The 17,046-nt window shown below is 53.5% G+C and carries 17 protein-coding genes; 7 read left to right on the top strand and 10 right to left on the bottom strand.

Annotation, left to right across the window (positions count from 1 at the left end; all coding sequences use genetic code 11):
• Nucleotides 1-61: 61 nt before the first annotated feature.
• From H8L32_RS22570 to H8L32_RS22560, 3 genes are all read left to right on the top strand, one after another.
• Entirely contained in the window at nucleotides 62-1,363 is a 1,302-nt protein-coding gene (locus tag H8L32_RS22570; protein WP_186949626.1) for an ABC transporter substrate-binding protein, read from the top strand.
• 86 nt (nucleotides 1,364-1,449) lie between these two features.
• Nucleotides 1,450-2,301, top strand: coding sequence for an ABC transporter ATP-binding protein (locus H8L32_RS22565; RefSeq protein ID WP_186949624.1), 852 nt, complete (start codon nucleotides 1,450-1,452; stop codon nucleotides 2,299-2,301).
• 193 nt (nucleotides 2,302-2,494) lie between these two features.
• Nucleotides 2,495-3,742, top strand: a complete 1,248-nt coding sequence (locus H8L32_RS22560) for a phenylacetate--CoA ligase family protein (RefSeq protein ID WP_186949622.1) — start codon at nucleotides 2,495-2,497, stop codon at nucleotides 3,740-3,742.
• Nucleotides 3,743-3,753: 11 nt separating this feature from the next.
• On the opposite strand, the gene H8L32_RS22555 is transcribed toward H8L32_RS22560, so the two are convergent.
• Nucleotides 3,754-4,806, bottom strand: coding sequence for a hypothetical protein (locus H8L32_RS22555; RefSeq protein WP_186949620.1), 1,053 nt, complete (start codon nucleotides 4,804-4,806; stop codon nucleotides 3,754-3,756).
• Nucleotides 4,807-4,813: 7 nt separating this feature from the next.
• The gene (locus tag H8L32_RS22550; protein WP_186949618.1) at nucleotides 4,814-6,217 is read right to left on the bottom strand and encodes an MBOAT family O-acyltransferase; all 1,404 of its coding nucleotides are present in this window, start codon (nucleotides 6,215-6,217) and stop codon (nucleotides 4,814-4,816) included.
• A 293-nt stretch (nucleotides 6,218-6,510) separates the two neighbouring features.
• Between H8L32_RS22550 and H8L32_RS22545 the strand changes: the two genes are divergently transcribed.
• The 3 genes from H8L32_RS22545 (at nucleotide 6,511) to H8L32_RS22535 (ending at nucleotide 9,735) form a co-directional block, all read left to right on the top strand.
• A complete protein-coding gene (locus tag H8L32_RS22545; protein WP_186949616.1) occupies nucleotides 6,511-6,969 on the top strand; it encodes a (2Fe-2S)-binding protein in 459 nt (152 codons plus the stop codon).
• A 14-nt stretch (nucleotides 6,970-6,983) separates the two neighbouring features.
• The gene (locus H8L32_RS22540) at nucleotides 6,984-9,236 is read left to right on the top strand and encodes a xanthine dehydrogenase family protein molybdopterin-binding subunit (protein WP_186949614.1); all 2,253 of its coding nucleotides are present in this window, start codon (nucleotides 6,984-6,986) and stop codon (nucleotides 9,234-9,236) included.
• A gap of 64 nt (nucleotides 9,237-9,300) precedes the next feature.
• Nucleotides 9,301-9,735, top strand: a complete 435-nt coding sequence (locus H8L32_RS22535) for a DUF3052 family protein (RefSeq protein WP_230412367.1) — start codon at nucleotides 9,301-9,303, stop codon at nucleotides 9,733-9,735.
• 75 nt (nucleotides 9,736-9,810) lie between these two features.
• On the opposite strand, the gene H8L32_RS22530 is transcribed toward H8L32_RS22535, so the two are convergent.
• The 3 genes from H8L32_RS22530 to H8L32_RS22520 all read right to left on the bottom strand — a co-directional run bounded on the left by H8L32_RS22530 (nucleotide 9,811) and on the right by H8L32_RS22520 (nucleotide 12,385).
• A complete protein-coding gene (locus H8L32_RS22530; RefSeq protein WP_186949613.1) occupies nucleotides 9,811-10,929 on the bottom strand; it encodes a carbonic anhydrase in 1,119 nt (372 codons plus the stop codon).
• 111 nt (nucleotides 10,930-11,040) lie between these two features.
• Complete coding sequence (locus H8L32_RS22525) at nucleotides 11,041-11,343, bottom strand: DUF1330 domain-containing protein (RefSeq protein ID WP_186949611.1); 303 nt, start codon at nucleotides 11,341-11,343, stop codon at nucleotides 11,041-11,043.
• Nucleotides 11,344-11,374: 31 nt separating this feature from the next.
• Nucleotides 11,375-12,385 (bottom strand): NAD(P)H-dependent flavin oxidoreductase, encoded by a 1,011-nt coding sequence (locus H8L32_RS22520; RefSeq protein ID WP_186949609.1) that lies wholly within the window; start codon nucleotides 12,383-12,385, stop codon nucleotides 11,375-11,377.
• Nucleotides 12,386-12,479: 94 nt separating this feature from the next.
• Here H8L32_RS22520 and H8L32_RS22515 point away from each other — a divergent pair, with 94 nt between their 5' ends.
• Nucleotides 12,480-13,334 carry an enoyl-CoA hydratase-related protein gene (locus H8L32_RS22515; protein WP_186949607.1) on the top strand — a complete coding sequence of 285 codons (855 nt, stop codon included), beginning with the start codon at nucleotides 12,480-12,482 and terminating at the stop codon, nucleotides 13,332-13,334.
• Between the two features lie 948 nt (nucleotides 13,335-14,282).
• On the opposite strand, the gene H8L32_RS22510 is transcribed toward H8L32_RS22515, so the two are convergent.
• From H8L32_RS22510 to H8L32_RS22490, 5 genes are read right to left on the bottom strand one after another with little or no spacing between them, the layout of a single operon-like run.
• The gene (locus tag H8L32_RS22510) at nucleotides 14,283-14,660 is read right to left on the bottom strand and encodes a VOC family protein (RefSeq protein WP_186949605.1); all 378 of its coding nucleotides are present in this window, start codon (nucleotides 14,658-14,660) and stop codon (nucleotides 14,283-14,285) included.
• 60 nt (nucleotides 14,661-14,720) lie between these two features.
• The gene (locus tag H8L32_RS22505; RefSeq protein WP_186949603.1) at nucleotides 14,721-15,629 is read right to left on the bottom strand and encodes an MBL fold metallo-hydrolase; all 909 of its coding nucleotides are present in this window, start codon (nucleotides 15,627-15,629) and stop codon (nucleotides 14,721-14,723) included.
• Nucleotides 15,626-16,264: a 2-hydroxychromene-2-carboxylate isomerase gene (locus tag H8L32_RS22500; RefSeq protein ID WP_186949601.1), complete on the bottom strand. Its 639-nt coding sequence runs from the start codon at nucleotides 16,262-16,264 to the stop codon at nucleotides 15,626-15,628. Before H8L32_RS22500 ends, H8L32_RS22505 begins: the two co-directional genes overlap by 4 nt.
• Before the next feature lie 48 nt (nucleotides 16,265-16,312).
• Nucleotides 16,313-16,528 carry a DUF1289 domain-containing protein gene (locus H8L32_RS22495; protein WP_230412366.1) on the bottom strand — a complete coding sequence of 72 codons (216 nt, stop codon included), beginning with the start codon at nucleotides 16,526-16,528 and terminating at the stop codon, nucleotides 16,313-16,315.
• The gene (locus H8L32_RS22490; RefSeq protein WP_186949600.1) at nucleotides 16,525-17,016 is read right to left on the bottom strand and encodes a YbaK/EbsC family protein; all 492 of its coding nucleotides are present in this window, start codon (nucleotides 17,014-17,016) and stop codon (nucleotides 16,525-16,527) included. Before H8L32_RS22490 ends, H8L32_RS22495 begins: the two co-directional genes overlap by 4 nt.
• Nucleotides 17,017-17,046 lie beyond the last annotated feature (30 nt).

Here is a 17,046-nt window from a genome sequence, read left to right as displayed (position 1 = left end):
CGGCATCCTAAATAGGATAGACAAGCGTCAGGTAATACCCATCCAACCACAAGGAGACACCATGAAACTGCTTCAATCCCTGCTACTGGCATCGGCAATATTCGGTGCAGTCAGCGCAGCCCAGGCGAATGATCAATTCATTCCCATCCTGTCTTATCGCGTCGGCCCGTATGCGGCTGGTGGCTCCGGTTTTTACGGTGGAGCCATCGATTATTTCAATCTGGTCAATGCCAAAGGCGGCTTGAACGGTGTCAAGATTTCATGGGAAGAATGCGAGACTGAATACAATGCATCACGCGGTATCGAGTGCTATGAACGTCTGAAAAAAAGCCAGGGCGGTGCCTCACTGGTAGAACCACTGTCCACAGGTATCGCCTATGGCATCCTGGACCGCGTTGCGGAAGACAAGATTCCATTGACCACGCTGGGCTATGGCCGTTCTGATGCTGCCAACGGCAAGGTGTTTCCGTATGTCTTCCCGCTGATTACCAGTTACTGGAATCAGGCAGCAGCCATGACCAAATACCTGGGTGACAAATCCGGTGGCATGGATAAACTCAAGGGCAAGAAGATTGTGCATCTGTACCATGATTCGGCTTTCGGCAAGGAACCTATCCCGGTATTGGAAGCCCAGGCCAAACAATACGGTTTTGAACTGATCAAGATCCCGGTCGCCCATCCAGGCAATGAACAACAATCACAATGGCTGCAAATCCGTCAGGCCAATCCTGATTATGTGATCCTGTGGGGCTGGGGTGTCATGAATGCAGTGGCGATCAAAACAGCGCAGCGCAATGGCTATTCACGCGAAAAAATGCTGGGTGTCTGGTGGGCAGGTTCAGAAGAAGATGCGATTCCGGCTGGTGATGCCGCAAAAGGCTATACCGCGATGACCTTCAATACACCAGGCAATTATCCGGTACTGGATGAAATCCGCAGCAAGGTATATGCCGCAGGCAAAGGCAATCTGGGTGACAAATCCCGCATCGGTACTGTGTATCACATGCGTGGTGTGACGGCCGCTATCCTGTGGACAGAAGCCATCCTGAAAGCCCAGGAAAAATTCGGCAAGGGCAAGCTCATGACGTCTGAGCAGATACGCTGGGGTTTTGAAAACCTGAACGTAGATGAAGCCCGTCAAAAAGCTTTGGGTGCCATGGGCATGTTCCCACCGGTCAAAACTTCTTGCGAAGACCATGAAGGTTCCGGTGCTGTCAAAGTACAGCAATGGACAGGCGACAAATGGAAAGCCATCACACCGAACTGGGTCACAGGTGACAAGGCCTTGACACGCGCCATGCTGGAAGAGTCGTCCAACAAATATGCGGCAGAGAAAAAAATCACGCCTGCCTGTTTGAAATAAGCGAAGAACTGGTGGAGGTCGCCTTTTGCCTCCACCATTTTGACAACACCAGTTTGATCATACCAACCTCATAGCCAATCCAGATCATGAGTATCCAGAGTATTCAGAGTGCCAGGGCAGATGCGGCGATAGCCGATGTGGCCTATCTCAGCGTCAATAATATTGAAGTCATTTACGATCATGTGATCCTGGTGTTGAAGGGTATTTCCTTGCAGGTACCACAAGGCAAGATCGTGGCCCTGCTGGGTGCCAATGGTGCTGGGAAATCGACTACCCTGAAAGCCATATCGACCCTGTTGAAAAATGAACGTGGCGACATCACCAAGGGCGATATCAGCTTTCGCGGGCAGCGCGTCGATCACCTGACACCGAATGAACTGGTGAAACGTGGCCTGTCGCAGGTGATGGAAGGACGCCACTGTTTTGGTCATCTGACAGTGGAAGAAAATCTGCTGACCGGGGCGTATACACGCAGCCTGTCACGCGCCGGACTGAAAGAAGCGCTGGAGAAGGTGTATCACTATTTTCCACGTCTGCGCGAACGCCGCAATTCCCAGGCTGGCTACACTTCCGGCGGTGAGCAACAGATGTGCGCCATCGGTCGCGCACTGATGGCCAAACCTTCGATGATTTTGCTGGATGAACCTTCTATGGGTATTGCTCCGCAACTGGTGGAAGAAATTTTTGAAATCGTCAAAAGCCTGAACAGCCAGGAAAACGTGTCTTTCCTGCTGGCCGAACAAAACACCAATATCGCACTGCGCTATGCCGATTTTGGCTACATCCTGGAAAACGGCCGGGTTGTCATGGAAGGCGATGCGAAAGACCTCAGTACAAATGAAGACGTCAAGGAATTTTATCTTGGGGTATCGGGTGCAGGTCGCAAGAGTTTCAAGGATATGAAGTTTTATCGCAGGCGCAAGCGCTGGCTGGCATGATCTTACTGCGCGGGCACAATCGGAGTCGACGCGGGACTCATGCGCTGCTCAAAATGCTCATGTACTTAGAGTACATTCCGCTTTTTGCGCTGCGCTTGGTTACCCTGACCCCGCTGACGCCCGCTCGCTAAAGATCATAAACAGCTTAAGAACAAAGCAAAACAAGACAAATCAACCACTATAGAGCACGCTCATGAGTGATTATCTGGACGCACTGGAAACCCGTAATCCACAAAGCCGGGAACAAGCACTGATGAACAGGTTGCCGCAACTGATTGCGCATGCGCAAACGGCTGGCGGGTGGGCAAGCATACTGGCTGGCGTCAACGCCACCGACATCCACAGCCGCAGCAGTCTGGCGCAATTGCCGGTCACACGTAAATCAGATCTCAAGGATTTACAGAAAAAAGCATCGCCCTTCGGCGGGTTGAACACGACGCCGTCACGACAACTGGGGCGTATCTTCATGTCACCTGGCCCGATATTTGATCCGGAAGGACGCGGGCCGGACTGGTGGCGCTTTGCCCGTCCCTTGCATGCGGTGGGCTTGCGTAGTGGGCATGTGCTGCAAAACTGTTTTTCTTACCATTTCACACCGGCAGCCTTCATGGTGGAAAGCGCCGCTGCCCGCCTAGGTTGCACTGTCATTCCCGCTGGCATAGGCCAGACTGAAATGCAGGTACAGGCCATGGCAGAACTGCGCCCCGATGCGTATATCGGAACGCCCAGCTTCCTGAAAATCATTATCGAAAAAGCCCTGGACATGGGTGCAGATATTTCCAGTGTACAGCGTGCCATCGTCGGTGCTGAAGCCTTGCCGCCTTCGCTGCGAAAATGGCTGCAAGACCATGGTGTAGCGCAGGTACTGCAAATCTATGCCACCGCAGACATCGGCAATATCGCCTACGAAAGCATGACCGAAGGCCAGGTCAATCCGGGCATGATACTGGATGAAGACCTGATACTGGAAATCGTGCGGCCCGGTACCGGTGATCTGGTGGCCGAAGGCGAAGTTGGTGAAATCGTCATTACTTCATTTAACCCGGATTACCCGCTGATACGCTTTGGCACTGGCGACATGTCGGCAATCTTGCCCGGCATTTCACCCTGTGGCCGCAGCAATCAGCGCATCAGGGGCTGGCTGGGGCGTGCAGACCAGACGACAAAGGTCAAGGGCATGTTCGTGCACCCTTCGCAAGTGGCAGAAGTGGTCAAACGACATCCGGAAATCGGCAAGGCGCGCTTGGTGGTCACAGGCGAAATGGCGAATGATGTCATGACCCTGCACTGCGAAAGCCACGACCACAGTCCCGCATTGAAGGCGGCAATTATCGACAGCCTGCGCGATGTCACCAAACTACGCGCGGATGCTTTATTTGTGGCCGAAGCGAGTTTGCCGAATGATGGCAAGGTGATCGACGACGCCCGCAAATACGAATAAAGGATCAGGGATCAACCCTTGCCAGCCACAAATCTGGCAACGATGGCGCTGAAACTGGCCCTGTCCTTCTGATCAAGATGGGAACCATCGGGGCATTTGAAATCCTTGATGGCAGGATAGTTCTTGTCATACAGGATGGGCAGGTGGCTGTTGGCAAAGAAGACGTCCAGGAAACGGTCTTCAGGATATAACTGCTCATCCGCCTCTTTCACCAGGCCGGTGGTCGGCATTTTGACAAACAAGACCTTGCCACCGCGTTTTTGTATGGCGTCGATATAGCCACGTATCAACTGGCCGCCGTACTGAAAGTCTTCCTGGCTGGCAACCGGCATGGTTTTGATTTTGTCAAGGAAGCGCATCTCTACCCTGCCCTTTCCCGCACGCGGATTCCATTCCATACCCAGTTGTTTGGCAACGCGCGAATAATACACGTCAGGCCAGGGCAGGCGGCTGTAATCTGCCAGCCGCGAACGGTCAGGCCGGGTGGTTATGTATTGAGAAGAACGCTTCCACGGCAAGATACGGTAACGCAGGGCAAACCAGGGGTTACTACCATCTGAAAAAATACTCAGGTTTTCATGGATGGCAGTCGTCAGTTTTTTTTCCAGCGTATCTGCCGAAAAATTCTGAAAGTGCAACTGCTGCTTTTCATATTCATCGACAAACACGCTGGCCGAACCAAAATTGCCCTGCCGTGCATTGGCCAGCGCACCGGAGGTGTAATCGATGAGTATGGTGCCGGTGACACGCGGGTCATCGGCCAGGTTCTTCAATACCGGCACAAAAGAGCTGCCATCAATGGCCAGTTGTATAGCTTCCAGCCCAGTTCCCTGGCGCAAGGTATCCAGGTCCATGCCCAGTTGAAAACGGGATGTTCCTATCAGAGTCAGCGCCTGTGGCCCCAGTTGACTGGCACGTCCACGTTCATGACTCCAGCGTTCTTTGGAATCCAGTGCGGTGGGCAGGTAACCAAGGCTGCGCAGGCTGAGTTCCATGGCGATGATAGCCGCCAGTGTCAGCAGCAGGATGAAGGCAAAAATACGCTTCCAGGGATAGGCAGGCATGAGATCGCTAGAATTGAAAATAGAGAAAGGCATTTTTCCCTGTCCCGGAAAACACAAACAGGGACAGCAGGCACAGAAACAGTAGTGCAATCTGCAAGGACATCCCCAATCGGGCAAATAGTTTATCCAGACTCATATCCCGCAGATAAGTGACGCCAACCACCACCAACCCCATCATGGCCAGCGCCAGGGCATGTGACCAGTCGAGATATTCACCGGCATGATGCTGGCCCAGCAAACCTGCACCTATGGCTTGTGCTTGCTCCAGCGAACCTGCCCGGAAAGGTATCCATGCCAGCGTCACCAGCAAAAAAACCAGGCCCCTGCGCACGGACGGGGTCAGGTAAGCCGCAATGGTACGGCCTGTACAGGCACGTTCGATGATGAGAAAACTGCCATGCAGAGCACCCCACAGCACAAACATCCAGGAAGCCCCATGCCACAGGCCACCGATCAGCATGGTGGCGAACAGGGCCAGATAAGTCCGGCCCCAGCCATGGCGGTTGCCGCCGAGTGGGATATACAGATAATCCCGCAACCAGCTGGACAGGGAAATATGCCAGCGCCGCCAGAAATCAGAAAAACTGGTGGCGGTATAGGGATAATTGAAATTTTCGGGAAAGTAAAAGCCCATGCTTTTCGCCAGGCCGATCGCGCAAAGCGAATAGCCGCAGAAATCGAAATAAATCTGCCCCGAAAAACTGAAAATTGCACACCAGGTTTCCAGCAAGCCATATTGTTCAGGATGCGCATACACTTCATTCACCAGTGGCGCAAACAGCGTATCCGCCAACACCATCTTGCACAACAAGCCCAGCAAGAACAGGCAAAAACCCCAGCCTACCTGGTGCTGGTCTGGCATTACCGGCTTTTCCAGTTGTGGCATGAGGATGTTTGCCTTGACGATGGGGCCGGCGACCAGATGCGGAAAAAAACTGACGAACAGGGCATAGTCCTTCAGGCTATAACGCGAAGTCAGCACCCCGCGATACACATCGACCGTATACGACAATGAAGCAAAGGTATAAAACGATATCCCTATGGGCAGGATGATGGAATGGTCGGCATGCACAAATTGCCAGCCCAGGGCGGCACACAGATCGGCATAGGTATCCAGCAAAAAATTGCCGTACTTGAAATAACTGAGCATACCCAGGTTGCAGACCAGACTGATCAGCAAGAATAGCCGGCGCCGCAGCTGCGAGGACGACGCCGCAATGCGATTCGCCAGCAGCCAGTCCATCAACGTGGACAACATCAGCAGGATGACATATGGCGGGTTCCACGCGGCATAAAAGATATAGCTTGCCACCAGCAGCATGCTCTTCCTGGCTGCCCATCCGGGCAATAGCCAGAACAGGCCATACACCGGGATAAAAAACAACAGGAAAGTAAATGAGTTGAATAGCATCAGCAGCCAGAGCGATCATGATTTATCCAGAAGCTGGACAGTATAAATTACTGCTGCGCAAGTACTGGCGAATGCTTTAAGCACGGTCGCAAGTCAACAGCTAAAACTGCACAAAAAACACGCAACAGACAGCCGTCTGCACGCTATATGCAAATTTATTCTATAGTACTTAGGTAAACAAATTGAACAAGCTTCAACAATCCCAGGCGACTGTTAGCAGTTTGACTTCAAACTGACCTCAAACTGTCTTCCCGGCAGCAGCCTGCCACCCCTTAAAGATGGAGATCCGCACTATGACTTCGTTGAACATCAACAGCAAAGATCATCAGCTTGATGCTGACCCTTCCACCCCTGTTTTATGGACCCTGCGTGATTCCCTCGGCCTGACCGGCACCAAGTTTGGCTGCGGCGCAGCCCTGTGTGGTGCCTGTACCGTGCATTTGAACGGTCAGGCCATACGTTCCTGCGTTACCCCCATATCTGCTGTTTCTGGTCAGAAAATCACCACCATAGAAGCCATGAGCCAGGACAAGGTCGGCAAAGCCGTGCAGGCGGCCTGGGTCAAACATGACGTGGCGCAATGCGGTTACTGTCAAAGTGGCCAGATCATGAGCGCGACCGCCTTGCTGAAAACCAACAAGAAACCCAGCGACAGCGACATAGACAACGCCATGGCAGGCAATATCTGTCGCTGCGGTACCTATGTGCGGATACGCGCTGCGATTCATGATGCTGCATCCACTTTGGCTTAAATCAGGAGAACACCATGCATTTTGATCCCCGTTTGGCCGAGATGCCAAAGCATTTGCAGTCCCTGATGCAACAGTCGTCTGTGGAAGGCAAGCCGGATACCAACAGCTTCAGTCGCCGCAGTTTCCTCAAAATGGCAACCGCCAGCGGCTTTGCCCTCGGTTGCTACCCTATGCTGGCCATAGGCCAGGATGGTGCAGCCAAGGCCCCCGCTGGTTTGAAACCGACAGAACAGCCAGGCGCTTTCGTACAGATTGCCAAAGATGGCACAGTCACCGTCACCATTAATCGCCTGGAATTTGGTCAGGGTGTGCAGACTTCGCTGCCCTTGATACTGGCAGAAGAACTGGATGCCGACTGGTCGAAAGTCAAATACGCCAATGGCAATAATCACCCTGCCTATGTTGATCCGGCATTTGGCATGCATTTGACCGGTGGCTCGAATTCCATCGCCCATTCCTACACCCAGTACCGTGAGCTGGGCGCACGCACCCGTGCCATGCTGGTACAGGCGGCAGCCACGCAGTGGAATGTCGATGCGGCATCTCTGCGTACAGAAAACGGCTTCGTCATTGGGCCTGATGGTAAAAAACTGGGCTATGGTGACCTGGCTGAAGCAGCCATGAAATTGCCGGTACCAGAAAAAGTCGTCCTGAAAGACCCAAAAAGCTTTCGCCTGATAGGCAAACCCACAGGTCGCCTGGATGCCAAAGCCAAGTCTACCGGCACCCAGGATTTCGGTATTGATACCCACCTGCCAGGCATGCTGACTGCCGTGGTTGCCCGCCCACCGGTATTTGGTGCCAAACTCAAGTCTGTGGATGACACGGCAGCCAAAGCCATCAAGGGCGTCAAGGCTGTAATACGCGTGCCGGTTGATCGCGGTGGTGAAGGTGTTGCCATTATCGCCACCGGCTATTGGCCAGCCAAGCAAGGGCGTGATGCCCTGAAGCTGGAATGGGATCTGGGCAGTGTGGAAAAAGTCGATAGCGTGAAACAGCTGGCCAGTTATAAAGAAATGGCCAAACAGCAAGGTGCATTGAAGTACAACGACGACGTATCAAAAATCGCCACGGCGCCACACAAACTGAATGCAGAATTCAGCTTCCCTTACCTGGCGCATACGCCGATGGAACCCTTGAACTGCACGGTAGCAATAAAAGGGGACAAGGCAGAATTGTGGATGGGCACGCAAATGCCTGGCCTCGACGGTTTCGCCGCATCAGCCGCCCTTGGTCTGAAGCCTGAAAATATCGCCGTCCATACCCAGATGGCGGGTGGCGGCTTTGGTCGTCGCGCCATTCCTACCAGCGATTATGTGGTGGAAGCCTGCGTGGTTGCCAAAGCAGCGGTGGCTGCGGGTCTGGACGCGCCGGTACGCACACTGTGGAGCCGTGAAGACGACGTCAAGGGTGGGTACTACCGCCCCATGCATGTACACAGGGCAGAAATAGGTTTTGATGCCCAGGGCAATATCCTCGGCTGGGATCATGTCATCGTTGGCCAGTCCATCGTCAGCGGCACACCATTCGAAGGCATGATGGTCAAGAATGGCGTCGACGCAACCGCCGTGGAAGGCATGAAAGAGCCGTATGAAATGCCGATGCGCCTGTCTGTTCACCATCCCAAGGTCAATGTCCCGGTCTTGTGGTGGCGCAGCGTGGGGTCCACCCATACCGCCTTTGTGATGGAAACCCTGCTCGATGAAATTGCCGCAACCACCAAGCAAGACCCGGTGGCCTATCGCCTGAAGCTGATGGGTGACAAGCATCCTCGACACAAAGCAGCCTTGCAGCTGGCGGTGGAAAAATCCGGCTATGGCAAGAAAAAACTGCCCGCAGGTCGCGCCTATGGGGTCGCCGTGCACGAATCCTTCTCTTCCATCGTCGCCTATGTGGTTGAAGCATCCATGAAAAATGGTCAGCCCAAACTGCACAAGGTGACGGCTGGCGTGCATTGCAACCTGGCAGTCAATCCCAAAACCGTGGAAGCACAGGTGCAGGGCGCCGCCCTGATGGGCTTGTCGATGTGTCTGCCGGGCGCGGCCATCACGTTCAAGGACGGCGTGGTCGAGCAAAGCAACTTCAGCGATTTTGTGGTGCCACGTATTACCGACATGCCACAGGTCGCCGTGCATATCGTGCCTAGCGCGGATGCACCTACCGGCATGGGCGAACCGGGCTTGCCGGCATTGGCACCGGCATTTGCCAATGCCATAGCACGGGCAGGTGGCAAGCGCTGGCGCGAATTGCCATTCAAGGCGGTTTAAGCCCTCAATGAAAAGTGGTACCTGATTTTTACAGGTACCGCTTTTTTTATTTCTCCATTCTGCGATGACTTCAATAACCAGCGGTTATTCCGGCACACCATTGGCAAAGAAACTGGGTATCCAGAAGGGTAGCCAGGTCTACGTCAAACACGCGCCTGACAATTATCTGGACTTGCTGGCAGACTTGCCAGCCGATGTCGTCTTTGAGAAAAAACTGAGCGCAACAACTGATATCGTTCACCTGTTTACTGACCAGAAAGCAGTGTTGAGCAAAGAGTTGAATGCCTATAAATCAAAGTTGCGCAGTGATGCCGCCATCTGGGTATCCTGGCCGAAAAAATCATCCAAAGTCCCCACTAATATCACCGAAGACACGATCCGGGAAGTGGCCCTGCCACTGGGTTTTGTCGATATCAAGGTCTGTGCCGTCAGCGAGATATGGTCGGGATTGAAGATCGTGGTACGTAAAGAACTGCGGGCCGCATGGCCAAACGCATAAGGCCTGCAAATTTGCAGGCCTTATGCGTTTCTCATCGTATTCCATCACATTCCATCAAATGTCCATCACGTCAGCTTAATTCGATTCCTTGATCAGGCGTCCGGAATTTTTCTGTATGGGCCGTGCATTCATGGGATACAGACGGCTGAATATCATCAACTGGTCAGGTGAGATTTCCACCGGCTCTTTCATGACCAGCCACAATACACCTTCGCTGCAAGGCGGTGTCGTCAATGAACCCATGTAGGTAAAGTAATCACGCTTGACAGGCAGGATGTCATTCAGGTCCATGGTGGTCAAAGCCTGCACCGGATCATTCTTTTCCAGCGGCAGGTTATTCCACACCTGTTGTACCAGGCTATGCGCCTTGCCACGTTCTATCAATACGGCGACGACTGCCAGTTTGCCATCGGCATCCTTATGTACCAGATGGGCGACCATCTCAAAGCTCTTGCCATTCACGCGCTCTTCTGACGGTTTGTGGAAATGGAATTGCACCAGCTCATAATTGTGGCCCAGCACGTTGATGTAGTTACCTGCCCCCATATTCACCTGTATGGTATGGCCATTATCCAGGACAGAAAACCGGCTGGGCTTGTAATCAAAAGCGATAGGGTCCAGATTCACCCTGATACCGTCGCGGATATCAATCGGCGACTGTCTTTCACCGGCATCGCATTTGGCGTTGGCAGGATTCAGCTTGCCCCAGTTAAGTGGACCACCTTCGCCCTGGTAACTCCAGTGTATATCGGCATGGCTGGCAGCCATGCTACCGGCGGCAGCCGCAGAACTGGTGCCACTGCCACCATTCACACCATGTTCATTTTTGGCTTTGGCAATCTCTGGTCTGCGTATGGGCGGTGCATAAGCCGGGCGTGCGGCAGCCCTTGGGGCGGTACGGGATGCAGCATCGTCCTTTTCCTTGCGGATGACGCTCAGGCGGTCTGCGATGCGGGCCGCCAGCTCATCCGCTGCCAGTGCATCCTTGGCACGGGCCGCGGCTTCTTTGGCTGCTTCCTTACCTTCTTTGGAATTCGGCTTGCGTTCTTCCTTGGCAGATGCCGAAGCAGAAGCTGAACTGGACGCCTCTTCTTTCGCCGATGCTGGTTTGATAGGCTTGGATGGCGGCGGGTCGTTCGCGTGAACGGCCGCAGCCATCAGCATGGTAACAAGCAAAGCAAGATAGCGGCGCATAATTGGAATAAGTAACTGGCAGATACCTTAGTTACGGCAAGTCTCTTTGCAAACTTGAATTCCTGCTGGCAATTTGTGGTTTTTACGCCCTCAGACTGCCGCTATCTCCACTTACACGCCTTCCATGATAAACAGGCGACCAATGGAATTGGCCTGCCGGATTGCCCTGGCCTTGTCATACTCAACCGAGTCATACCAGATCTGGGCCTGGGCCAGCGATGGAAATTCGACAATCACAGTACGCCAGCCTTCATGATGCTGATCATCCCCGCCTTCTTTTTGCAGGCGTGTCCCGCCACGTACCAGAAACTTGCCGCCGTACTCGTCTACACTGGCGGTAGACAGTACACGATACTCTGCATAAGGTTCCGGGTTAGTCACCTGAATCTCGGCGACGACATAAGCTTTACTCATATTAATCCTGATAAATGTGGTTAAAAATTTATTAGAGCGTCTGGATGCGGGCTTTTGCAGCCAGATATTCAGATTTCAGGCGTGCCACAACTTCTGCCACGGTCAGGACATCATCCATCAGGCCCACACCCTGGCCAGCACCCCAGATATCGCGCCAGGCTTTGGCCTTGCTGCCACCACCGGAACCAAAATTCATCTGACTCTTGTCGGCTACCGGTAAATTATCCGGGTCGAGTCCGGCAGCAATGATGGATTTCTTGAGGTAATTGCCGTGCACGCCGGTAAACAAATTGGTATAAACAATGTCTGCCGCTGCTGAATCAAGGATGGCCTGACGATAGGCTTCATCCACATTCGATTCAACCGTGGCCAGCCAGCGTGAGCCTATATAGGCAAAATCGGCCCCCATGGCTTGTGCCGCCAGCACCGCATCACCCGTTGCGATCGAACCGGACAGGGCGATGGGGCCATCGAAAAAGCGCCGCACTTCGCCGACCAGGGCAAAGGGTGACAGGCCACCGGCATGACCGCCGGCACCGGCAGCCACCAGGATCAGGCCATCGACCCCGGCTTCCAGCGCTTTTTGCGCATGACGTATCGAAATAACATCATGCAGGACGATGCCGCCATAACTGTGTATCGCATCCAGCATTTCAGGCGGCGGCGCACGCAGCGAAGAAATGATGATGGGGATTTGATGTTTGACGCAGACTTCAACATCATGCGCCAGCCGGTCATTTGATTGATGGACAATCTGATTCACGGCGATAGGCCCAATCAGCGCATCCGGATGAGCTTCCTGATGGGCCGCCAGATCGGCCTGCAATTCTGTCAGCCATACATCCAGCATTTCTGCCGGTCTGGCGTTCAGGGCCGGAAAAGAACCGACTATGCCCGCCTTGCATTGCGCCGCCACCAGTTTGAGGCCACTGGCAATGAACAGGGGTGAACCGATGACGGGCAGGGTCAGGTGTTGCAAGGCAGATGGCAGGCGTGAGGCAGATTGTGATACAGAATGCAGTACAGGTGAATCTTGAGTCATAGTTGATATCCTCTAAGCTGAAGCACAGACAACAGATTTCTTGCATATATCCAGTATGATTTTACCGTGCTAATAAAAATCCTGTGGAGACACCATGACTTATCAATGTTTTGACTTCAGTATCAACAATAAAATCGCGCACCTGCGCCTGAACCGGCCAGCCACACTGAATACCATGCACCCGGTATTTTTTCGTGAACTGACAGAAATCTTGCAGAACCTGCACAACCAGGCAACTGCCCGCGTGCTCATCATTTCTTCCACCGGCAAGCATTTCACTGCCGGCATGGCACTGGATGTATTCGCCGGTGGCGGCATCACACTGGATGACGCCAGTGCCGTTGGCCGTGCCAATATCGTCCTGGCGCTGAAGGACATGCATCACGTCTTCAACCTGATCGAATCGCTACGCATGCCAGTCATCACCGCCATCCACGGTGGCTGCATAGGCGGCGGGGTCGACATGATCTGCGCCAGCGACATCCGCCTGGCCAGTAGCGATGCCTTTTTCTGCATACAGGAAATCAACATAGGCATGACTGCCGACCTCGGCACACTGCAACGCCTGCCCAAGCTGATCCCCGAAGGCATAGTCCACGAAATGGCCTACACCGGCCGCCGCCTGCCCGCCCAGCGCGCCCTTGCCGTTGGCCTGCTCAACGAAGTATTTGATACCCAGGACACCATGCTGGAAGCCGCCCTGCAAATGGCCACAGAAATCGCCGAAAAACCCCCGGTCGCCATCTGGGGCAGCAAACAAGCCATCCACTACGCCCGCGACCACAGCACCCACGACGCCCTGCAACAAATGGGCTGGCTACAATCCGGCATCTGGCAAAGCAGCAACCTGATGGAAGCCTTTATGGCGAAACAGCAGGGCAGACCGACTGAATATGCGGACCTGGCACCAGTGAGTTCGTTTTCTGAGGCTGTTTATAACTTGAAGTAGATGCGGTTTGATCAAATACTAAGCCGGCAATGTGACTATAGGTCGTATTGAAGTTGCGGTTGCTTTTGAAGTTGCGGTTGCAGTTGCTTTTGACTTTTGCAGTTCCCATGTGTCGACGCCGTTTGTGCGATACAGAAAATGGAAAGAGAAGGACCGGTGTCTGAGCGAAGCGAGTTTCGGGCCTTCCCATTTTTTGTATTGCACAAACGGGAACCCCGTAGGGGCAAGACGCCTGGGTCGCCTTTTTGGCATACCTTTTTGGCGAAGCAAAAAGGTATGTAGCCGCCGGTCTACCACCGGCCTGCAATCGTCAACCGACGTATGTTGGTGTCGAAAATTGAATTATTCAAAACACCAACAATCTGAAATTAACTCACACAATAATTTGCCAAAAACGCCACTAGATTCCAGCCAAAAGCATGCTGGAATGACGTCAAGAAAATTATTCGTGTATCAAAGTATCGTAAGCTCGATTAAGCTCGTAAACGAAATCCACAAGCCCAATCATTCTCACCGTCCCCAAAACCACCGGCCTGCAATCGTCAATCGACGTATGTTGGTATTGAAATTAGCAATGAGTAAATCACTTGACGACATGCGACGGACGCCACTAGATTCCAGCCAAAAGCATGCTGGAGCGCCAGTCTGGTGGAATGACGTCAAGAAAATTATTCATGTATCAAAGTATCGTAAGCTCGAATAAGCTCGTAAACGAATTTCATAAGCCAATCATTCTCACCGTCCCCAAAAAATGATTACAACCGCTTGCACAACACCCGATTTTCATGCGCTTCTCCCTCCGTGAAAAAACTGGTACTACCAACATCCACATACCCCAACCTGGCATAAAACTGCAAGGCCCTGGCATTATGCACCCAAGGCGTCAACCACATCATATCCGCACCATGTTGCACAGCTGTGGCTTCAGCAACCCGCATCTGTATTCATTCATGCAGCAGTCTTGGTTACCACTTCGATGTGATGACCATCAGGGTCAATTAAAAACGCGGCGTAATAATTATTGCCATAATCAGGCCGCAAACCCGGGGCGCCGTTATCACTGCCACCTATAGCCAGCGCAGCAGCATGAAACTGATCGACAGCAGCGCGTGATCTCGCGGTAAAAGCCAGGTGGAAACCAGAACCGGGTGGACTGGCATCCGACCTGAGTTTCAGACACAAAATATCCTCATCGTCGTTGACACCATAGCCTATGGCCGTGTCGTCTTCAAACACGCGGCGGTAGGCCAGCGCGCCAAGGGCGGCATCGTAAAATGCGGCAGCCAACGCGAGGTCGCGTACGCCAAGAGAAATATGATGCAACATGCTGAAAACCCTGATTGATGAGTGAAAATACGAAAAAAAGCTGCTTGCGGCTTGTTGCTATCAGCGGGTACTGATCAGCATATCCCCATCCATCCTTGCTGCACCGGCACTCACCAGTTCACTGGCTAATTGCGGTATCAGGCTGCTTGGTTCCTGCCCCAACAGCCTGGCAGAAGAAGTGATCAGCCGTGTATTGCCCAATTGCGCTAATGCACCGGCGATGCTGAGTTGACGGGCTTCCAGCAAGATGAAAGCCAGCATGACTTTGGCTGCGTTGCGGGCATTGCGCCGGGGATCTGCACGTAGATAATCCAGCCTTGATTCTGCCCTTTGCAGCGCGGCATCCACATCACCAAAGGCGGCACCGTGACCGGGAATGACGATACGCGGATGCAATTCACGTATGACTTGCAGTATGGCGGCCTGTTCGGCAAAACCTGATTCACCCTCCAGTTCAGGGAAGATCACGCCAAAGCCGTTTTCCCACAAGGCGTCGGCAGAAATCAGTATGCCTTCCTGTGGGCAATACAGGATCATGGAATGCGGATCATGCCCGGGCGCGGCCAGTACCTGCCAGTCCATGCCGCCCAGTTGCAGACGGTCGCCATGCTGTATGGCGGCATCGAACCCGAAGCGCTCGCATTGCTGGCCGGTGGCGGCATAGCTGAGGGCGTCCTCATCCCATGTGGCGACTGCGGCTGTCTCGGCGACGGGTATCAGGGTGCGGCAGCCATAATGGCGCTGTAACAGGGCATTGCCGCCACAATGATCGGAATGCAGATGGGTATTCACCAACAAATCCAGCTTGCGTTCACCCATGGCTTGCTGCACCAGCGCCAGTGTCTGCGGCGCGTGGATCAGATAGCCACTGTCCACCAGTGCGTTTTTTTGTTCATCCATGAACAGGATGTTGTTCGAGGATAACCAGCCACGTTCAAAGACTTGCATGCCGGTGGGCAGAGCTATCATGTTTTCTCCGTTATCTTGCGCTGCAGGCCATACGGCATCTTGCGGGCTGCCACCATCTCGGGTGAATTAAAGAAGTCATCGCCATTCAGGTAGGTCTGCAACATGTCGGTGCTATCCAGGCCCCAGAAACAGCGTCCATCCACGACTGTCGTTGGCACGCCAAATACATCAGCAGCAATGGCTTTTTCACCGTTGAGCCTGAGCATCTGTTTGATGTCGGGCGTGTCCAGCATCGCTGGCGTCACCTGCAATTCATCCAGCAGGGCTTGCCAGTGCCCGGTCTGGGTAGGCAGATGGCCCTCTTGCCAGACGAAGCTGAACAGGCGACGTACCACCGGCGCAGTAGACCCGAGCACCAGACAAAGGCGCAATACAGGCAGGGGATTGAATGGATGCTCGGGCAACATGCGCAGGCTGATGCCATGCTTGCGGGCCAGCCAGACACAATGTTCAAAAGTCCATTGTCGTTTGGGCGGGATTTCTGCCGGGCCCTTGTTATCCCAGTGATTGAGCAGGCTGGCAAACAGGACGGGGTGGTAATGCAGCCTGTCTGTCATCTGTGCGCGCATCAGCAGTTCATGCTGCAGGTAGGCGAAGGGAGAAATAAAATCAAAATACCAGTCCAGCTGTTTCATGATGTCTCCTTTGCCTGCTGATTCAGCCCACGATACTGAAAGCGCTGATCAGGGCAACATTCTTTGCTGTATCAAATCCCAGATTTCCAGCTTCTTATGATTATCCGCCTTGCTCCAGCAAATGATTTCATCAATGCTGCGATAACAGCCGCTGCATAGCGCAGTTTTTTCATCCATGCGGCAGATATTCACACAAGGTGAAGGTACGGTCGCGCCAGGTGCCATGACAAACTGGGCCGGGTCAAATTCATGCAAAATAGTCATGCGCGCAAGGCCACGTCAACAACAGGGGCGCCTGTCATGTTTTTCAATTGTTCGGGCGTGAGCCTGAACACAGCATGCGGATGTCCAGCCGCCGCCCAGACATGGGCATATTGCAGCAGGTCCTGGTCGATCAGCATCACGGTTTTTTCCAGGTGGCCGATCGGGCAGACACCACCAATGGCATAACCGATTTTTTCTTTGACAAAACGGGCATCGGCTTTGCCCAGCGGCCCCACCAGGGCTGCAACCTTGTTTTCATCCACACGGTTGATGCCGCTGGCAACAACCATGACGGCTGCATTATCCTGCAGGCGGCGGAAGACAATGGATTTGGCGATTTCGGCAACTTCGCAACCCAGACCGGCGGCAGCTTCAGCCGAGGTCTTGCCGGTTTCCGGCAACATGACGATGGCCTGGTCATGGCCCAGGCTTTCCAGCAAACGGGCGACACGCAGGGCGGTTTCAGGCAATTCAGGATGCTTAGACATGATGCACAAAAAAGAAGCTAAAGGCTGTTT

Origin of the sequence: Undibacterium hunanense (assembly GCF_014284335.1) — a bacterium.
GTDB lineage: Bacteria > Pseudomonadota > Gammaproteobacteria > Burkholderiales > Burkholderiaceae_D > Undibacterium > Undibacterium hunanense.
This window is presented reverse-complemented; position numbering and strand designations above follow the sequence as displayed.